The organism is Williamsia herbipolensis, from assembly GCF_000964005.1.
Lineage (GTDB): Bacteria > Actinomycetota > Actinomycetes > Mycobacteriales > Mycobacteriaceae > Williamsia_A > Williamsia_A herbipolensis.
The window spans coordinates 181,861-201,016 of sequence record NZ_JXYP01000018.1; the positions used below are offsets into that span (position 1 = coordinate 181,861).

Annotated in this window: 11 protein-coding genes; 9 read left to right on the forward strand and 2 right to left on the reverse strand. The window is 70.8% G+C overall.

What is annotated here, in order from left to right; genetic code table 11:
- Positions 1-4: 4 nt before the first annotated feature.
- Both TU34_RS09530 and ypfJ read right to left on the reverse strand, forming a co-directional pair.
- Positions 5-1,672, reverse strand: coding sequence for a DUF885 domain-containing protein (locus TU34_RS09530; RefSeq protein ID WP_045822603.1), 1,668 nt, complete (start codon positions 1,670-1,672; stop codon positions 5-7).
- A gap of 263 nt (positions 1,673-1,935) precedes the next feature.
- On the reverse strand, positions 1,936-2,811 hold the full coding sequence (ypfJ, locus tag TU34_RS09535) for a KPN_02809 family neutral zinc metallopeptidase (protein WP_045822604.1): 876 nt from the start codon (positions 2,809-2,811) through the stop codon (positions 1,936-1,938).
- A gap of 119 nt (positions 2,812-2,930) precedes the next feature.
- Here ypfJ and aspS point away from each other — a divergent pair, with 119 nt between their 5' ends.
- The 9 genes from aspS (at position 2,931) to ruvX (ending at position 18,866) form a co-directional block, all read left to right on the forward strand.
- Positions 2,931-4,733, forward strand: a complete 1,803-nt coding sequence (gene aspS, locus TU34_RS09540; protein ID WP_045822659.1) for an aspartate--tRNA ligase — start codon at positions 2,931-2,933, stop codon at positions 4,731-4,733.
- A gap of 14 nt (positions 4,734-4,747) precedes the next feature.
- A complete protein-coding gene (locus tag TU34_RS09545; RefSeq protein ID WP_045822605.1) occupies positions 4,748-5,683 on the forward strand; it encodes a DUF389 domain-containing protein in 936 nt (311 codons plus the stop codon).
- A gap of 64 nt (positions 5,684-5,747) precedes the next feature.
- The gene (locus tag TU34_RS09550; RefSeq protein ID WP_045822606.1) at positions 5,748-9,308 is read left to right on the forward strand and encodes a transglutaminase family protein; all 3,561 of its coding nucleotides are present in this window, start codon (positions 5,748-5,750) and stop codon (positions 9,306-9,308) included.
- Positions 9,305-12,022 (forward strand): circularly permuted type 2 ATP-grasp protein, encoded by a 2,718-nt coding sequence (locus TU34_RS09555; protein ID WP_238981228.1) that lies wholly within the window; start codon positions 9,305-9,307, stop codon positions 12,020-12,022. Before TU34_RS09550 ends, TU34_RS09555 begins: the two co-directional genes overlap by 4 nt.
- A 20-nt stretch (positions 12,023-12,042) precedes the next feature.
- Positions 12,043-12,981, forward strand: a complete 939-nt coding sequence (locus TU34_RS09560) for a transglutaminase family protein (protein ID WP_045822661.1) — start codon at positions 12,043-12,045, stop codon at positions 12,979-12,981.
- Positions 12,982-13,059: 78 nt separating this feature from the next.
- The gene (locus TU34_RS09565; RefSeq protein ID WP_045822607.1) at positions 13,060-14,193 is read left to right on the forward strand and encodes a hypothetical protein; all 1,134 of its coding nucleotides are present in this window, start codon (positions 13,060-13,062) and stop codon (positions 14,191-14,193) included.
- A 25-nt stretch (positions 14,194-14,218) separates the two neighbouring features.
- Positions 14,219-15,643, forward strand: coding sequence for a replication-associated recombination protein A (locus TU34_RS09570; RefSeq protein WP_082080082.1), 1,425 nt, complete (start codon positions 14,219-14,221; stop codon positions 15,641-15,643).
- Positions 15,644-15,738: 95 nt separating this feature from the next.
- The gene (alaS, locus tag TU34_RS09575) at positions 15,739-18,417 is read left to right on the forward strand and encodes an alanine--tRNA ligase (RefSeq protein ID WP_045822608.1); all 2,679 of its coding nucleotides are present in this window, start codon (positions 15,739-15,741) and stop codon (positions 18,415-18,417) included.
- Positions 18,418-18,422: 5 nt separating this feature from the next.
- The gene (ruvX, locus tag TU34_RS09580; RefSeq protein ID WP_082080101.1) at positions 18,423-18,866 is read left to right on the forward strand and encodes a Holliday junction resolvase RuvX; all 444 of its coding nucleotides are present in this window, start codon (positions 18,423-18,425) and stop codon (positions 18,864-18,866) included.
- Positions 18,867-19,156: the final 290 nt, after the last annotated feature.

The window sequence follows — 19,156 nt, forward strand, 5'->3', positions numbered from 1 at the left end:
CGCCCTAGTCGATGGTCCCGGCCACGCCGCCCGGGAGCACGTCGAGGCTCACCCCGCCCAATCGCAGTGCGCGCGAGTGGAAGTCGCGCAGTGTCCGGTCGGGGTTCGCGCGCAGGTAGTCGTCGCGGGTGCGTTCCCACACCCGCTGCCCCAGTGCGTACGACGGCGCCTGGCCCGGCCAGCCGAGGTAGCGGTTGAGCTCGAAGCGCAGCACGTTGCGGTCCATCGCCACCGCGTCGCACAGGAACCGCCACGCCTTGTCGGCGTCCCAGATGCCGCCGCCGACCGAGTCGGGGGCCGTCAACCCGCAGTGCACGCCGATGTCGACCACGACGCGGGCGGCGCGCAGACGTTGCGAGTCGAGCATCCCCATCCGGTCGCCGATGTCGGTCAGCCAGCCGAGTTCGTCCATCAGTCGTTCGGCGTAGAGCGCCCAGCCCTCCCCGTGCCCGGAGGTGAACGAGGCCAGTTTGCGCCACCGGTTCAGTTCGGGGCTGATCATGGCCTGGCCCAACTGCAGGTGATGGCCGGGCACACCCTCGTGGAAGACGGTGGTCGTCTCCTGCCAGGTGTGGAACACCGTCTGCTCCGGCGGCACCGACCACCACATGCGGCCGGGACGGGTGAGGTCCTCGCTGGGCATCGTGTAGTAGATGATCCCGACCGCCGACGGCGCGAGACGGCACTCGAGCGCGGTGAGACCGTCCGGGATGTCGAAGTGGGCCCCGGCGAGTCCGCTCGTGGCCCGGTCGGAGAGATCCTGCATCCACGTGACGAAGGCGTCGCGATCGGTCATCTGGTACCGCGGGTCGTCGTCGAGGGCGGCCAGCGCACCGGCGATCCCGGCACCGGGTGCGATCTGCTCGGCCAGTGTCTCCTGCTCGGCCACGATCGACTGCAGGTGGTCGAGGCCCCAGGCGTAGGACTCGTCGGGATCGATGTCGGTACCCACGAACTCCGCCGAGTGCAGCCGGTAGCGGTCGCGGCCCACACCGTCGCGCTCCACGGCGTTCGGGAGCACCTCGGTGGTGAGCACCTCGCGCAGTCGGTCGAAGGCCTCGGCGGCCGCCGGTCGGGCGCGGTCGAAGTCCTCGGCGAAAGTGGGCGATCCGGCGAGCGCGGTGGCCACGTTTGTCCAGATGGCGTCGACCGCCTCGCCCGACTGGGCGGCGACGAGCTCGACCTGACGCCGTGCCACGGGCTCGCCGTGCCCGACCCGATGGCGCAGACCGGCCACGATCGAGTCGACGCACTCCGGGATGGCGCGAACGCGCGACAGCAGGACCGATCGATCCTCGCCGGAGTCGGTGCCCATGAGGTCGAACACGTCCCGCATCGCCTGTAGCGGCGACTCGATGACGTTGACCTCGCCGACCCGGAGACCGGCGTCGTCGACGGCGAGTCCGCGGCCGAGCTGATCGGTCATCGTCGCGACGGTCACCCGGTCGACGTCGTCGACCGGGGTCGCTGCGGCGAGGGCGCGCAGGGCCTCGCGCGCCAGGTCCGACCGCTCGGCGATCGCGTCGGGGGAGTAGTCGGTGAGTGCGTGGTCGTTGCCGCGCACGCCGGTGAGGGTGGAGAACACCGGATCGCCGGCACACGAACGCGCGAGGAAATCGTCGGCGATCGCGTCGATGGCGGTGGAGGTGCGGGGCGTCTCGGGACCGGTCATGAGCCCATGCAATCAGACCGGCCGCAGTTGGGCAGGTAACGACCGCAGTTGGGCAGGTAACGACCGCAGTTGGGCACGTAAAGATGCCAGTTGGGCACCGGATCGCTCCGTCGCGTGCCGCGTAGCCCAGCCGGCGCGTCACGTGCCCAGCCGGGGTCGTTACGTGCCCAACTGGCATCTTTATGTGCCCAACCGGGGTCGTTACGTGCCCAACCGGGGTCGTTACGTGCCCAACAGGCGTCTTTACGCGCCCAACTGAGGTTTCAGAGGCGGTTGGTGGAGAAGGTGTCGCAGCTCGCGGGGTCGCCGGAGCGGTAGCCGGTGGTGAACCAGCGCACGCGCTGTTCGGCTGAGCCGTGTGTCCATCCCTCGGTGTCGTTGCGGCCCGAGAGGGTGTCGTCGCCGATCGCCTTCGCGGTGGTGATCACGTCCCCGATCTGCTCACTGGTCAGCGGTTCCAGCATCGCGTCGGGGCCCTTGTCGGCGTGTTCGGCCCACACGCCGGCGTAGCAGTCGGCCTGCAGTTCGAGGCGGACCGAACCCGAGGTGGCACCGCGGGATCCGAGTCGCTGGGCCTGGTCCATGGTGCCGAGCAGGTTCTGCACGTGGTGCCCGAACTCATGGGCGACGACGTACTCCTGGGCCAGCGGGGCGTTGCTGCCCCCGAGCTGATCGGACAGCGTCGTGAAGAAGGTGGGATCGAAGTACGCGGTCTTGTCGCCGGGGCAGTAGAACGGTCCGACCGCGGAGGTGGCCGAACCGCAGCCCCCGGTGGTGATCGCGTCGGCGAAGATCACCGTCTTGGGCTTGGTGTACCCGTCGACGAGGGTCGGCCACACCTTGTCGAGGCTGTTGGTGGTGGCGACGATCCGACAGATGGTGTCGGTGTTGGCCTTGGCGATGGTGCAGCTGTCGATCTGGCTCTGGATGCCGGTGTTCGTCCCCGACGACCCGGACGAGACGCTGGACGTCGAACCGCCGTCACCGCCGAGGATGTCACCGGGATTCACGCCGAACAGCACCGCCACGATCGCGACGATCAGGCCGGCACCGCCGCCGAGCGCGATGCGGCCACGTCCGCCGCCACCGCCGCCGGAGACCCCGCTGGTGTCGAGTGGACCGTCACCCTGGAACGTCATCGCTCTCCTGTCGGCTGCGCACGACTGCGAAACGCATTCGTGTTCGGAGGATGATCCTACGTAGGATCACGACCGTCGAGGCGACCCTCGGCGTCACCTTTTTCCATGAGAGGAAGCCCGTGCTGCGCACCCATTTCGCCGGATCTCTGCGAGCCGACAACGATGGCGAGACCGTCACCGTCGTCGGATGGGTGGCGCGTCGTCGTGATCACGGCGGGGTGATCTTCATCGATCTGCGGGACAGCTCCGGCCTGGTGCAGGTCGTGTTCCGCGACGAACAGGTCGCCGACATCGCCCATCGCCTGCGCGCCGAGTACTGCGTGCAGGTCACCGGGGTCGTCGAGACCCGCCCCGAGGGCAGTGAGAACGCCAACCTCGCCTCGGGCGGCATCGAGATCAACGCCTCGGAACTGACCGTGCTCAACGAGTCGGCGGCACTGCCGTTCCAGCTCGACGAGTCCCCCGGTGAGGAGGCGCGCCTCAAGTACCGCTACCTCGACCTGCGCCGTGAGGGCCCCGCCGCCGCCATCCGGTTGCGCTCGAAGGTCAACGCCGCCGCCCGCGCGGTTCTCGGTGCCCGTGACTTCGTCGAGGTCGAGACCCCGACCCTGACCCGTTCCACCCCCGAGGGTGCCCGCGACTTCCTCGTGCCCGCACGCCTGCGTCCCGGGTCGTTCTACGCGCTGCCGCAGAGCCCACAGCTGTTCAAGCAGCTGCTGATGGTCGGTGGCCTCGAGCGGTACTACCAGATCGCCCGCTGCTACCGCGACGAGGACTTCCGCGCCGACCGGCAACCGGAGTTCACCCAGCTCGACGTGGAGATGAGCTTCGTCGACCAGGACGACGTGATCGCCCTGGCCGAGGAGATCCTGGTGTCGTTGTGGGAGCTCATCGGGTACACCGTGCCCACCCCGATCCCGCGGATGATCTACGCCGAGGCGATGCGCCGCTACGGCAGCGACAAGCCCGACCTGCGGTTCGACCTCGAACTGGTGGAGTGCGCGGAGTTCTTCTCCGACACCCCGTTCCGTGTCTTCCAGGCCGAGTACGTCGGCGCCGTCGTGATGCCCGGCGGGGCGAGTCAGCCCCGTCGCCAGCTCGACGCCTGGCAGGAGTGGGCCAAGCAGCGCGGCGCCAAGGGCCTCGCGTACGTGCTCGTCGGCGAGGACGGCACGCTCGGCGGACCCGTCGCCAAGAACCTGTCGGATGCCGAGCGCGACGGGCTCGTCGCCCACGTCGGCGCGAAGCCGGGCGACTGCGTGTTCTTCGCCGCCGGACCGACCAAGGCGCAGCGCGCGCTGCTCGGCGCCGCACGCGGCGAGATCGCCCGCAGGCTCGACCTCATCGATCCCGCCGCCTGGGCCTTCACCTGGATCGTCGACGCCCCGCTGTTCGAGCCGACCGCCGACGCGACCGCCACCGGCGACGTCGCCGTGGGCTCGGGTGCCTGGACCGCGGTGCACCACGCGTTCACCTCGCCCAAGCCCGAGTCGCTCGAGAACCTCGAGGCCGATCCGGGTTCGGCACTCGCCTACGCCTACGACATCGTCTGCAACGGCAACGAGATCGGTGGCGGCAGCATCCGTATCCACCGCCGCGACGTGCAGGAGCGTGTGTTCGCGCTCATGGGCATCGACAACGCGCAGGCGCAGGAGAAGTTCGGATTCCTGTTGGACGCCTTCGCGTTCGGCGCGCCGCCGCACGGCGGCATCGCCTTCGGCTGGGATCGCATCACCGCGCTGCTGGCCCACGAGGGGTCGATCCGCGAGGTCATCGCCTTCCCGAAGTCCGGTGGCGGCGTCGACCCGCTGACCGAGGCCCCCGCACCGATCACCCCCGCGCAACGCAAGGAGTCGGGCATCGACGCACCGCCGCCGAAGCCCGCGGCGCAGGCGCAGACGCCGCCTCCCGCCACTTCCTGATCGACACTCCCCCCGTGTTGCACCTGCGGATCATCGCGCCGGACCACTGCGCCGGCGACGTGGTGACCCTGCTGCGTGAGGCGGTCGGTGTCACCCACCTGATCGTCCATCCGGGTGCGGCGGTCGAACCGGCGGGCGATCTGGTGGAGGCCGACATCACCCGCGAGGCGGTCAACGACGTCCTCGACGACCTGCTCGCTCTGGGGCTCACCCACGACGGCGCCATCACCATGGAGCCGCTCGACACGGTGATCTCCGATGCGGCCGTGCGTGCGGAGAAGGACGCGCCGGGCGACCCCGACGACGCCATCATCTGGGAGGAACTGACCCGTCGGACGCGTGAGGACGCGACGCTCAGCGTCACCTTCGTCACGTTTCTGACCCTGGCGTGTCTGCTCGCCGCGGTGGGTGTCATCACCGATTCGCCGGTGACCGTCGTCGGCGCCATGGTGGTCGGGCCCGAGTTCGGACCGCTCGCCGGTATCGCCGTCGGGTTCGTCCGGCGTCGCTTGGACCTCGCGCGCCGATCGGTCTACGCGCTGCTCCTCGGGTTCCCGGTCGCCATGGTCGTCACCGGCCTCGCCGCCGTCCTCGGCGAGGCGACCGGAACGGTCGACATCACCGACGTGACCTCCGCCGACCAGGTCGACTTCATCTACCAGGTCGGACCGTTCTCGCTGGTGGTGGCGATCCTCGCCGGGGCCGCGGGGATGCTCTCCCTGGTGTCGGCGAAGTCGGCCGCACTGGTCGGGGTGTTCATCTCGGTGACCACCGTGCCCGCCGCGGGGTACGCGGTGGTGGCCGCGACGCTGGGTCAGTGGCGCGTCGCGGCGGAGTCGACGGCACAGCTCGCGGTCAACATGGTCGGCATCGTGGTGGCCGGGGTCTGCGTGCTCGCGGTGCACCGTCTGCTGGCCCGTCGGCGCGCGGCGACGACCCCGGATCTGTGATGGGATCGTCTGCGGGGCGTCGGTTCGCGACGCGGCCGCAGGTGACGGACAGGGGTACACGGCGTTGACCATCAAGGTGGCACTGGAACACCGGACGAGCTACTCCTTCGACCGGCCGGTGAAGGTGTATCCCCACGTGGTCCGACTCCGCCCCGCACCGCACTCCCGGACCCCGATCGAGGCGTACACGCTCTCCGTCGAGCCGGCCGGTCACTTCGTGAACTGGCAGCAGGACGCATTCGCGAATTATCAGGCGCGGCTGGTGTTCCCGGAGCCGACGACGTCGCTGAGCATCACCGTGGGTCTGGTCGCCGACCTCACCTCGATCAACCCCTTCGACTTCTTCATCGAGGACTGGGCCGAGGATTTCGGGTTCACCTATCCCGACGCGATGCGCACCGACCTCGAGGCCTATCTGCGACCGGTCACCGACACCACGCCCGGCCGCCACAGCGTCGGTGGTGGCGACGTCGGCGACGACGACAGCCCCACCGTTGCGCAGTGGGTGGCCGATCACCGCCCGACCGGCCCCATCCGCATCATCGACTTCCTGGTCGCGGTCAACCGCGCACTGCGCGACGACGTGAACTACACCGTCCGCCTCGAGGCCGGCGTGCAGAGTCCCGAGTACACGCTCACCAGCGCCATCGGATCGTGCCGCGACTCGGCCTGGCTGATGGTGGCGATCCTGCGCCGCTTCGGGCTGGCCGCGCGGTTCGTCTCGGGGTACCTGGTCCAGCTGACGTCCGACGTGAAGTCGATCGACGGCCCGTCGGGACCGTCGGCCGACTTCACCGACCTGCACGCGTGGACCGAGGTCTACCTGCCCGGAGCCGGGTGGGTCGGCATGGACCCGACGTCGGGTCTGTTCGCCGGCGAGGGCCACATCCCGTTGGCCGCGACGCCGTCGCCGGGCGGGGCGGCACCGATCACCGGTGCGACGGGCCCGTGCCACGCGACGATGGACTTCTCCAACGTCGTCACCCGCTTCCACGAGGATCCGCGGGTCACGTTGCCCTACACCGACGATCAGTGGCGCCGGGTGGTCGACCTCGGGGCCGTGGTCGACACCCGCATGCGCGAGCGCGGCGTCGGTCTGACGATGGGTGGCGAGCCGACGTTCGTGTCGATCGACGACCAGACCGCGCCGGAATGGACCACCGCCGCCGACGGACCCGACAAGCGACGACTGGCGTCGGTGCTGGCCGGTCGCCTGCGCCCGATCTACGCGCCGACCGGGCTCGTGCAGCGCAGCCAGGGCAAGTGGTACCCGGGAGAACCGTTGCCGCGCTGGCAGATCGGTCTGCTCTGGCGCACCGACGGCGAGGCGCTGTGGCATCAGCCGGAACTGCTGGCCGACCCGTGGGCCGACGCCGAGACCGCAGCCGCGTCGATGTCGACGTCGGTGACCCGTCCCGACGCGGGCTCGGCCGAGGTCACCGGGGCGTTCATGGCCGCGGTCGCCGACGCCAACGGCGTCACCCGCGACGCCGTGCAGCCCGCGTTCGAGGACCCTCTGCTGCGCCTGGCCGAGCTGCTCCGCAGCCCCGAGGGCGAACCGACCGCGGTCACCACCGAACCCGACGCCGACGACGACGACCCGACGGCGGGATTCCGCGGACGTGGACGCGACCTCACGCCGACCGACGACGGGACCGCCGCGCGTCGGGAACTGTTGGCACGTCTCGACGAACCGGTCACCGCGCCCACCGCGCACGTGCTGCCGGTGAGCCGTACCGAGGACGACACCGCCTGGGAGAGCGCGGACTGGACCACCCGACGCGGTCGCCTGGTGCTCACCGCGGGCACCAGCCCTGCGGGTCTCCGACTCCCGCTCGACTCGCTGTCGTGGGGTCCGGCGCCGGTCACCTTCGAGGCCGACCCGACGGCGCCGGCCGCTCCGCTGCGCATCACCGCGCCACCCCTGGCCCCCGCACCGGCTGTCGCCGACGAGGACGACGAGCCGGAGGAGACCGACGACGCCGACGACACGGTGACCGACGACACCGACGGCACCGACGAGACCGAGACCGAGACCGACGAGAGCATCGAGGACGAGCCCGAGGACCGTCCGGTTCCCCGGACCGCCCTCGTCGCCGAGATCCGCGACGACGTCCTCTACGTGTTCCTCCCGCCCACGCAACGGCTCGAGGAGTTCGTCGATCTCGTCAGCGTGATCGAGACCGCGGCGACCGCGATCGGTCGACCGGTGGTGGTCGAGGGCTACGGACCGCCCGCCGACGGGCGGGTACAGTCGCTCACCGTCACCCCCGATCCCGGGGTGATCGAGGTCAACATCCAGCCCACGGCGTCGTTCGCCGAGCAGTCGACCCTGCTGGAGACGATCTATCGCGAGGCACGCCTGGCCCGACTCGGCACCGAGTCGTTCGATCTCGACGGCAGCCACGGCGGTACCGGTGGTGGCAACCACATCACCCTCGGTGGATCGACCGCGGCCGAGTCGCCGATGCTGCGTCGACCCGACCTGCTGGTGTCGATGCTGAGCTACTGGCAGCGCCATCCGTCGCTGTCGTACCTGTTCTCCGGCCGGTTCATCGGCACCACCTCGCAGGCGCCCCGCGCCGACGAGGGGCGGGAGAGCGCGCTCTACGAGATGGAGATCGCGTTCGCCGAGATCGACCGCCTCACCGGCGAGGACGGTGATGCGAGCCCGTGGACGGTGGACCGTGCGCTGCGGCATCTGCTGACCGACATCACCGGCAACACCCATCGGGCCGAGTTCTGCATCGACAAGCTCTACAGCCCTGATTCCGCGCGCGGACGCCTCGGGCTGCTCGAACTGAGGGCGTTCGAGATGCCGCCGCACCATCAGATGGCCATGGTGCAGTCGTTGCTCGTGCGGAGTCTGGTGGACTGGTTCTGGGACCACCCCTTCCGTGGTCGACTGGTCCGCCACGGCGCCGACCTGCACGGCAAGCACCTTCTGCCGCACTACGTGATCGCCGACATCGCGCAGGTGGCCGAGGACCTGCGTGAGGCGGGTCACGAGTTCGACACCGCATGGCTCGACCCGTTCACCGAGTTCCGTTTCCCGCGCCTGGGCACGGTGCAGATCCGCGACCAGGAGATCGAGCTGCGCGGCGCGATCGAGCCGTGGAACGTCCTCGCCGAGGAGTCGACCGCCGGCGGCACCGCCCGGTATGTCGACTCGTCGATCGAGCGCGTGCAGGTACGGGTACAGGGCAGTGACGACGACCGGTTCATCCTCACCTGCAACGGTTTCCCGCTGCCGCTGACGCCGACCGGTCGCCCCGGCGAACGTGTCGCGGGCATCCGGTTCCGGGCCTGGCAGCCCCCCAGCGCGCTCCACCCGACGGTGGGGATCGACTCACCGCTGGTGTTCGACATGGTCGACACGTTCTCGGGCCGGTCGGTGGGCGGTGCGACCTACCACGTCATCCATCCGGGCGGCCGGGCCTACGAGCGGCCGCCGGTCAACGCCGTCGAGGCCGAATCGCGGCGCAACGGCCGTTTCGAGGCGATCGGCCACACCCCGGGCCCGGTCGACACCGCGGCGCTGCGCGAGATGGCCGCACGCCTCGCGACCGACCTCGGCGTGCCGACGATCCTCGACCTGCGGCGGGCGCGTACGGTCCTGCGGTGACCTCGGTGCACCCACCCTCGCCGCCCTCCGGGCGACCCGCGCAGGTCTCGGCCGTGGTCGATCGGTATCGATCCGACCGCTTCGGACTCTTCGACCCCGATCGCATACGGGGTGGCGGCGCCGACGCGTCGATCCCGTACGACGAACTCATCGACGCCGACGGTGCCGTGCGTCCCCACTGGGACGGCCTCGTCGACGGCGTCGCGCGCACCGGTGAGGCCGGCCTGACGCGCACCGCGACCCGTCTGCGGACCATGGTCGCCGACGAGGGCATCACCTACACCCCGACCGGAGATCGAGTGGCGTCGCCGACCACGTCGCCGCAACCGGCACAGCTCTGGGAGCTCGACAGTGTGCCGCTCGTCGTCGACGGCGGACAGTGGGCGGCCCTGGAATCCGCGGTGGCGCAACGCGCGCTGCTGTTCGACCGACTGCTCGTCGACATCTACGGCGAACGTCGGACACTCACCTCGGGCCTCGTCGCGCCGGAGATGGTGTTCGGGCATCCCGGCTACATCCGCAAGGCGGCGGGTCTCGGCAACCCCGGCCCCCACGCACTGTTCCTGCACGCCACCGACGTCGGGCGCACCGCCGACGGCTCGCCGGTGGTGTGGGCCGATCACACCCAGGCCCCGTCGGGTATCGGGTACGCCATCGCCGACCGTCGCCTCACCTCCCGCGCACTGTCGGGGGCGTTCGGTCGCGTGGGGCCGAGGGCGATGACCACCTTCGCCGGCACGTTGCGTCTCGCCCTGTTCGACCACGCCCCGCCCGGCGTCGACGACCCGACGGTGGTCGTGTTCAGCCCGGGCTCGCTGTCGGAGACCGCGTTCGACCAGGCCTACGTCGCCTCGCAACTGGGCTTCCCGCTGGTGGAGTCGGCCGATCTGCTCGTCGTCAACGGCGTCGTCTACATGCGGTCGCTGGGCAGTCTCAAACGCGTCGACGTGATCCTCCGGCGCGTCGACGCCGCGTTCTGTGATCCGCTCGACCTGCGCACCGACTCACGGCTGGGGGTCGCGGGACTGGTCGAGGCGATCGCGCGCGGCAGCGTCACCGTCGTCAACACCCTGGGCAGCGGGGTCCTCGAGAACCCCGCGCTGCACACCGTGGAAGAGCGTCTCGCCCGGGCACTGCTCGACGAGGACCTGCTGCTGCGCCCCGTCGAGACCTTCTGGGCCGGTGACGATCTCGACCGATCGAAGATCCGCGCCGATCTTCTCGAGCTCGTGATCGACAACGTCCGCACCGGCGAACAGTTCCTCGGACCCGAGCTGTCGTCGGCGCAGCGGGACACCGTCGGTGACCGCATCGACGCCGACCCCTGGCAGTGGGTGGCCCGCCGCCCCGAGGGGTTCTCGGTGGCCCCGTCGATGGCCCCGGCCGCGCCGGGCGCCGGCATGCGATTGCGCGCCGCACCGGTCGCGATCCGCACGTTCGCGGTGTCGTCGAGTTCGGGGTACAGCGTGATGCCCGGCGGACTCGGGCAGGTGCTGGAACCGGGACCGGCCGGGTCGACGATGCGGGCCGTGGCCGCCAAGGACGTCTGGGTGACCAACGCCGACGGGGTCGGGGACACCACCCGTGTCACGGAATCGGTGCAGCCGGTGTCGCTTCCGACCACCGGACTCGGCGTCGACCGGTCGGCGACCTCGCCGCGTGTGCTGGCCGACCTGTTCTGGCTCGGCCGCTACGGCGAACGGGCCGAGCTCACCGTGCGCCTCACCGCGGTCGCCCGCGAGCGCTACCAGGCCCGCGACCACCGACCCTGGATGCCGGGCACCGGAGCCCTGCCGCTGTTCCTGGCCGGCGTGGCCACGACCACGGCCACCGCGGGCAGGCTGGGGCCGCTGCCCCCCGTCGACTCCGGGCACACCACCGTGGGCGACGCGACCCTCGCGCTCGCCGCACTCGGTCGACTCACCATGTCGCGGTCGACGCCCGGCTCGATCGCCCACGCCGTCGACCGCCTGGTCGCCGCAGCGCGCGCGGCACGTGACCAGATGTCGACGAGCACCTGGATGGTGCTGGGCACGATCGAACGGGCGCTCGCCGATCTCGCCCACACCGTCGCCGCCGACGCGCCCGACGACAGCAGCGTCGACGTCGACGACCTCGCGCACGCCCACGAGGCGATGCTGCACGGGTTGCTGGCGCTCGCGGGTCTGCAGGCCGAGTCGATGGTGCACGACCCGGGGTGGCTGTTCATGGACGCGGGACGACGCATCGAGCGGGCGCTGGTGCTCGCCGACATCACGCGCACGACGCTGGTGGACGCTCACGACCCTGAGATCGAGCAGGCGCTGCTCGAGGCGTTCCTCGTCGCCAACGAATCGGCCGTCATCTACCGCCGTCGCAACCGCGGGGTGGTGCGATTGCGGTCGGTGCTGGTCCTGGCGATGTTCGACGAGACCAACCCGCGCTCGATGATCTACCAGCTCGGCCGGGTGCGCGACGACTTCGTGTCGCTGCCCGACGAGATCCGCTCCGCCGCGGTCGAACGCACCGTGGAGGACCTGATCGCCGAACTGCGTCGCGTCGATCCCGCCGATCTGGCCGCCGTCGACGACTCCGACCGCCGCTCCGACCTCGCCGACCTGATGACGACCCTGGCCCGCGGGGTGCGCGAGGTGTCCGACGTCCTCGGCCGCACCCGTTTCGCACCTCCCCGCGACATCCAGCCGCTGTGGGGCGGCACGGTGGACGCACCGTGAGGGCCCCCGCGGTCGAGTCGGTGTCGACGCGGCGCTATCGGGTCACCCACCGCACGACCTACGAGTACGCCGACGTGGTCAGCGCATCGTTCGGTCGATGTTTCCTGCTGCCGCGCGCGATGCCCGGCCAGCGGGTTCTCTCCGCCGAGGTGACCATCGACCCCGAACCGGCCGACCGGTCGACCGGCACCGACATCTTCGGCAACGCCGACATCTACTTCCACGTACGGACCCCGCACCACCGACTCGAGGTCACCGGGTCGTCCCTGGTCGACGTCGACCCCATCGACCCCGACCTCATCGGCACCGGACCCGCCGTGGCCCCGTGGGAGCACGCCCGGCCCACCGCGAGCGGCGACGCCGACGCGCGGGAGTTCGTCCTCGATCTCTTCCCGCCCGAGATCACCGACGCCGTTCGGGAGTACGCGGCCCCGGTGTTCACCCCGGGTCGACCGCTGATCGAGGTGGTCGGGGATCTCACCACGCGCATCAACCGGGACTTCACCTACAAGTCGGGGTCGACGGCGGTGAGCACGCGCGTCGCGACGGTGATGGAGCGTCGCGAGGGTGTCTGTCAGGACTTCGCCCGCGTCGCGATCGCCTGCCTGCGCGCCAACGGTCTTGCCGCGCGGTACGTGTCGGGCTACCTGGCGACCGATCCGCCGCCCGGCCGCGAACGGGTCGTCGGTGCCGACGCCAGCCACGCGTGGGCGGCGGTGTGGGTCCCGGGAGGGCAGTGGATCGCGTTCGATCCCACCAACGACAAGCTCGTGGATGAGAGGCACGTCACAGTCGCGTGGGGACGTGACTATGATGATGTTCCGCCGCTCCGTGGAGTGATCTACACGGATTCGACATCGAGCACGATCTCGGTGTCGGTGGACGTGGCGCCGCATGAACTGCCTACCGTGTCGCAAGAAGAGTCGCCGGGGCCGCAGGACGCGACGATCTCGCCGTAGGACATCTGTACGCGGGTGGTGGACTGTCCATTGCCTCGAGGATGGTCCGACGTGGCGAGTTGGGTAGGTTGGGGAGCAATGACTGTCATCGCCGAAGGGCGCACCGCGGGTGCGGTCCGTACGGCCGAACGAGTGTTGTCGGCGCGAGCGGGGAGCCCGGTCGTACTCGACGACCCCGTCGACCTGGCCGGGAGTGGTCGCACCGACGTGGTCCGCGTCCGTGTCGCCCAGAACCCGCTGTCGCCCGACCGCAGCCTCGTCATCAAGGTGCTGCCCGCCGACGAACCGGCCGACGCCTTCGCCCGTGAACTCGCCTCGTACAAGTACGCCACCGCGTTGCCCATGCGCTCGCGGCCGGGGCCGCAGCTCATCGCCTCCGATTCGGCCGAGCGGTTGATCGTGCTCAGCGATCTCGGTCACGGTCGGTCGATGAGCGCTCTGCTGGCCAGCACCGACTGGGCCGACCCGAGCCACGCCATCAGCGCGTGGGGACAGGCCCTGGGCCGGATGCACGCGGCCACCGTCGGCAGCGAGGACGACTTCGCGGCGCTGCTGCGCCACGGACCCGCACGCGGTGACGTCGAGGCGCTCACCGCGCAGGTGCAGGTCGCGGTGTCGCGGGCGCCGGAGGTGCTCGGCGAGCATCTCGGGGTCGAGGTCTCCACCGGGTTCGTCGAGTTGCTGGCCCGCGCGCAACTGCTCTTCGCCGAAGGTGAGCACCGGGCGTTCAGCCCGTCGGACGTCGGGCCGCCCAACATCCTCATCAACGACGACGGTGTGCAGTTCATGGACTACGAGTGGGGCGGTTTCCGCGACGCCACCCTCGACATCGGCTACGCCGTGGTCACCTTCGGAGCCGAGTTGGCACCGCGCTGGGCCGACCGACGTGCCGATCTGGAGACCGCCATGGTCGATGCCTGGCGTTCGGAGATCCAGGCGATCTGGCCGGCACTGAGCCACGACGGCGAACTCAACCGCAAGGTCCTGACCGCCCGGGCGCTGTGGGTGTGGCTGGCGACTGTGTGGATGCTGCCGGTCGAACTCGGCGACGACCGCCACGCGCGCGGGCTGGCCCTGCGCACCTCCGACCCGGCCGTCGTCGTCGCACGATGGACCGATCTCGCCGCGGCGGCCCGCCGGACCGGCGACCAGGACATCGCGGCCGACGCCGACGCCATCGGTGCGGCGTTGGACGCAGCCTGGCTGCGGTGACCTCGATGGCCCGGCGGTGACCCCGATGGCCGACCGCGACGGGGTCGGCGAGCCGCAGGACGCCCTCTTCGACGCCCCGACGCCGCCGTCACGGCACGATCTCGCCCCCGTCACCGAGGGGGCTCGTGCGTTCGGGCCCGACACGGGTCCGTTGGCGGTGCGGATGCGTCCGCGCAGCCTCGACGAGATCGTCGGCCAACAACACCTCCTGGCCGCCGGATCGCCCCTGCGCCGGCTCATCGAGGGCTCCGGCGCCGCGTCGGTCCTTCTCTACGGCCCGCCCGGGACCGGCAAAACCACGATGGCGTCCCTGATCTCGACGGCCACCGGCGGTCGCTTCGAGGCGCTCTCGGCGCTGTCGTCGGGCGTCAAGGAGGTCCGGGCGGTGATCGAGGTCGCCCGACGCGCCCTCATCGACGGCCGCCAGACCGTCCTGTTCATCGACGAGGTGCACCGTTTCTCCAAGACCCAGCAGGACGCGCTGCTCGACGCCGTCGAGAACCGCATCGTGCTGCTGGTCGCCGCGACCACCGAGAACCCGTCGTTCTCGGTGGTGTCGCCGCTGCTGTCGCGATCGCTGGTGCTGCAGCTGCACCCCCTCACCGACGACGACCTGCGCGAGGTCCTGCACCGCGCCGTCACCGACGACCGCGGTCTGGCCGGGACGGTCGACATCGCCGACGACGCCCTCGACCACATCGTCGCCCTCGCCGGCGGTGACGCCCGGCGCGGGCTCACCGCCCTCGAGGTCGCCGCGGGCGCCGCCCGCGGTGGTGCCGAGGAGACCGGAGGAGAAGGGATCCCGCGCATCGAACTCGCCGACGTCGAGTCGGCGATGGACCGCGCCGCCGTGCGCTACGACCGCGACGGCGACCAGCACTATGACGTCATCAGCGCGTTCATCAAGTCGATCCGCGGATCCGACGTCGATGCCGCGGTGCACTACCTCGCGCGCATGATCACCGCGGGGGAGGACCCCCGTTTCATCGCCCGACGGCTGATGGTCCACGCCAGCGAGGACATCGGGATGGCTGACCCGACCGCGCTGCAGACCGCGGTCGCCGCCGCCCAGGTCGTCGCGCTCGTCGGGATGCCCGAGGCGAAACTCGCCCTCACCCAGGCGACCATCCACCTCGCCACCGCGCCGAAATCGGGTGCGGTGGTCTCGGCCATCGGCGCCGCGATGGGCGACATCGCCGCCGGCAAGGCCGGCGCGGTGCCCCCGCATCTGCGCGACGGCCACTACGCCGGTGCAGCGTCGCTGGGCAACGCGCAGGGCTACCGGTACCCGCACGACGCACCCGGCGGGGTCGTGGCCCAGCAGTACCCGCCCGACGACCTCGTCGGAACCGAGTACTACGCACCCACCGACCACGGCCACGAGCGTGAGATCTCCGCGCGGGTGGGACGTCTGCGCTCGATCGTCGGGGCGTGGAACGCCAAACGGTAGGGTGGACTCGCTCTGCGGTTGCGCGGGGTGTCGTGCACCCACGATCCGCTCGGTGGTCGGTGCACGGCCAGAGGACATCGGCGTGAGGACATCAGGTGCAGACCCACGAGATCAGGAAGCGATTCCTCGATCATTTCGTCGCCGCAGGTCACACCGAGATCCCCAGCGCCTCGCTGATCCTCGACGACCCCAACCTGCTGTTCGTCAACGCCGGGATGGTGCCGTTCAAGCCCTACTTCCTGGGTGAGCGGACCCCGCCGTCGCCGCGCGCGACCAGCATCCAGAAGTGTGTGCGCACCCTCGACATCGAGGAGGTGGGCATCACCACCCGCCACAACACCTTCTTCCAGATGGCGGGCAACTTCTCGTTCGGTGACTACTTCAAACGCGAGGCGATCGGGTTCGCGTGGTCGCTGCTCACCGACTCGGTGGACGACGGCGGTTTCGGGATCGACCCGACGCGCCTGTGGCCGACGGTCTACGTCGACGACGACGAGGCCGCCGGGATCTGGCGTGACGAGATCGGTGTCCCCGCCGAACGGATCCAGCGCCGCGGGATGGCCGACAACTACTGGTCGATGGGCGTCCCGGGCCCCTGCGGTCCGTCGTCGGAGATCTTCTACGACCGCGGACCCGCCTACGGCGTCGAGGGTGGACCCGAGGCCGACGAGGACCGCTACATCGAGATCTGGAATCTCGTGTTCATGCAGAACCAGCGCGGGCCGGGTATCGGCAAGGACAACTACGAGATCCTCGGTCCGCTGCCGCAGAACAACATCGACACCGGCATGGGCATCGAGCGCGTCGCAACGATCCTGCAGGGCGTCGACAACGTCTACGAGACCGATCTGCTCAAGCCCGTCATCGATGTGGCCGAGCGGCTCACCGGTCGGACCTACGGCGCCGAGGGGGAGGGCGGCGCCGAGGCCGACGTGCGATTCCGGGTGATCGCCGACCACGCCCGCACCGCGGTCATGCTCATCTCCGACGGGATCACGCCGGGCAACGACGGCCGCGGTTACGTGTTGCGGCGTCTGCTGCGACGCATCGTGCGGTCATCGCGTCTGCTCGGCGCACAGCAGCCCACGATGGGCGACTACGTCGACACCGTCATCGCGACGATGTCGCCGTCGTATCCCGTTCTGGCCGAACAGGCCTCGTCGATCCGGGCGACCGCGGTCGCCGAGGAGAACGCCTTCTCGGCCACCCTGGCCGCCGGGTCGAAGCTGTTCGACGACGCGGCCGCGGCGACACGGTCGTCGGGGGCGACGGTCATCACCGGCACCGATGCGTTCGCGCTACACGACACCTACGGCTTCCCGATCGACCTCACCCTCGAGATGGCCGCCGAGGCGGGCCTGCAGGTCGACGAACAGGGCTTCGCCGACCTGATGAGCGAGCAGCGCACGCGCGCCAAGGCCGACGCGTACGCCCGCAAGGCCGAGCACGCCGATGTCTCCGTCTACCGGGAGTTCCTCGACCGAGGACCGACCGAGTTCACCGGCTTCGACGAACTCGTCAGTGAGGCCACCGTTCTCGGGATCGTCGGCGGGGGCACGTCGCTACCGGTCGTCGGGGTCGGACAGCAGGCCGAGATCATCCTCGACCGCAGCCCGCTCTACGCCGAGTCCGGCGGCCAGACGGCCGACGTGGGCACCATCAGCACCACCACCGGCGCCCGTGCGCGGGTCACCGATGTCCAGAAGATCGGCAAGTCGGTGTGGCGACACGTCGTCACCGTCGACGCCGCTGAGTTCGTGGTCGGCGACGTCGTGCTCGCGCAGGTCGACGCCGGACACCGTCGCGGGGCGACGCAGGGGCATTCGGGCACGCACCTCGTCGGCGCGGCGTTGCGACAGGTGCTCGGATCGGGTGCCACCCAGGCCGGTTCGCTCAACCGCCCGGGATACCTGCGGTTCGATTTCCGCGCGCAGGGCCCGGTCACCGACGCCCAGCGCACCGAGATCGAGGAGATCACGAACGCCGCGGTCGAGGCCGACCACGCGGTGAACACGTTCGAGACCGGCCTCGACGAGGCCCGCGCGATGGGCGCGATGGCGCTGTTCGGCGAGAACTACGGCGACCGGGTGCGCGTGGTCGAGATCGGCGGACCGTTCTCCATGGAGCTCTGCGGCGGCACGCACGTGGGCAGCTCGGCCCAGGTCGGTCCCGTCACGCTGCTCGGTGAGCAGTCGGTCGGTTCGGGTGTGCGGCGCGTCGAGGCCTACGTCGGCCTCGACTCCTACCGCCATCTCGCCCGCGAACGCGCTCTGCTGTCGTCGGTGTCGTCGGCCCTGAAGGTGCCGGGCGACCAGGTACCCGAGCGCGTGGCCCATCTGGTGGAACGTCTCCGTGACGCCGAGAAGCAGATCGAACGCATGAAGGCCGAGGCCGCGAAGGCGTCGGCGGCCGCGCTCGTCGGCGACGCCGAACGCGTCGGCGACACCCTCGTGGTCGCGTCGCGACTCGACGACGGGCTCGCCGGTGGCGATCTGCGTGGTCTGGCGACCGACCTGCGCGGTCGATTCGGTGCGCAGGCCGCGGTCGTCGCCCTGTTCTCGGTGTCCGACGCCACGGTGCCGTTCGCGGTCGCGGTCACCGCCGCGGCGCGCGACTCCGGCCTCTCGGCCGGATCGATCGTCTCTGACATCGCCCCGCTGCTCGGCGGTCGCGGCGGTGGCAAACCCGACCTCGCGCAGGGCTCGGGTTCGGACGCCTCGGGGATCGATGCCGCCCTGCGGCGGGTGCGGGAGACGGTCGGGGCGCAGGGGTGAGCCCGCTGCGTCCGCGCGGACGGCGAATCGCCGTCGACGTGGGAAGCGTGCGTATCGGGGTCGCGTCGTGTGATCCTGACGGGATGCTGGCCACGCCGATCGAGACGGTCGCCCGAAGCAAGGACACCTCCGACATCGATCGGATCACCGCCATCGTCGCCGAGTACGAGGCCGTCGAGGTCGTCGTCGGGATGCCGACGACACTGCGGGGGGAGCACGGTGCCGCCGCACAGGCCGCGACCGCCTTCGCCGACCGACTGGCCACCCGGATCGCACCGGTCCCCATCACCTTCCACGACGAGCGCCTCACCACGGCGGCGGCGACGCAGATGCTGCGGGCGAGCGGCCGGTCGGCCAAGCAGCAGCGATCGGTGATCGATCAGGCCGCGGCGGTGGCGATCCTGCAGTCGTGGCTCGACCTGCAGGCGGTCGGGGGCGACGAACGGTGACCGAACAAGCCCCGCGTCCGCACCGCCGCCGCGCCGATGACGACGGCCGCGACCCGGCCGAGACCGCGCGACTGCGTCGCCTCATCGCCGAGAACGGCAGTGGGCACACCCACCGCCGGGCCGGGGCACCGCGGGCCCGGCGGGGGGGGGGCCCACTGCCGGTCTCGGGGATGAGGGGACGCAGTCGCGCGGTCTCGGCCGGGGCGCGGGCGCCGGCCTCGGCGCGGCCGCGGGGCGGGCGCGGGGGCTGTGTGGGCGCCGTTCGGTGCCCCCGGCCGCCTGCCGGGCGG

What these genes read in the sequence shown, in the direction of transcription:
- TU34_RS09530 (WP_045822603.1), bottom strand. Translation starts at nt 1,672, where the DNA reads ATGACCGGTCCCGAGACGCCCCGCACCTCCACCGCCATCGACGCGATC.
- ypfJ (WP_045822604.1), bottom strand. Translation starts at nt 2,811, where the DNA reads ATGACGTTCCAGGGTGACGGTCCACTCGACACCAGCGGGGTCTCCGGC.
- TU34_RS09565 (WP_045822607.1), top strand. Translation starts at nt 13,060, where the DNA reads ATGACTGTCATCGCCGAAGGGCGCACCGCGGGTGCGGTCCGTACGGCC.
- TU34_RS09570 (WP_082080082.1), top strand. Translation starts at nt 14,219, where the DNA reads ATGGCCGACCGCGACGGGGTCGGCGAGCCGCAGGACGCCCTCTTCGAC.